The sequence below is a fragment of the Lactobacillus nasalidis genome, from assembly GCF_016587775.1.
In the GTDB taxonomy this organism is placed as follows: domain Bacteria; phylum Bacillota; class Bacilli; order Lactobacillales; family Lactobacillaceae; genus Lactobacillus; species Lactobacillus nasalidis.
In genome coordinates this window covers 1-634 of record NZ_BOCG01000701.1, presented here as the reverse complement: position 1 = coordinate 634, position 634 = coordinate 1, and the positions used below count along the sequence as shown (strand labels likewise).

Sequence of the window (634 nt, the reverse complement as noted above, 5' to 3'; positions counted from 1 at the left end):
CCAGAGCCACGCCGCCGGCGGCCTGCTGCTTGATTTGCCGCTGGCAGACCTTTTGCCCGTTGACCGACAGAGTCAAGCGGCTGCCTTTGACGGTCAGATCGGCTTTGACGTCTCCTGGATCCTGAATCTGGATTTCCGGCACGTATTCCTTGGCACCATCCTTGACGCTCTTGGCTGGCTGCCGCTTTTTCTGAAAAGCCTTCAATTTGTAAAGTGAAGCCGTAGTGCTGTTTTGGGCAAAGCGGCCCCTCGTGCTTAATTCCGAGCTCAAGGCTGCCTTTTTGTCCTCTTGAACGGAAACCGGATGGTCATCTTCCAGCTTGAACATGTTGACCTTGTACAAAGTCTTGATCTGGCCGCCGGATTTTTGCCGCAGATACAAGTAATTGTTCTCCAAAGACAGCGACAGATAAGCGCTGAAATTGTGCTTGCCGCTTGCCGTTCCCTGGGTGTGCAGGTAAACCGTCTGCTGGCCAATCTTGTTTCCTAAAAAGTCGCAGCGCAAACGGCAGTCCCCGGCCCGCACCTTCTTCAAGGCCAGCAGGCCGTTGCTTTCTGATTCAGAGGTCAGAGCAATCAAATTCTTTTTGAATTCCGCTGCTCCTTTGATCAGCCGCCAGTGGCGGCCGCGCTG

General features: G+C 54.1%; 1 protein-coding gene. It reads right to left on the bottom strand.

Annotated features, from left to right (window positions below):
- Positions 1–634, bottom strand: a 634-nt coding sequence (locus tag lacNas_RS13390) for a hypothetical protein (protein ID WP_201346947.1), incomplete at both ends; no start/stop codon positions are given.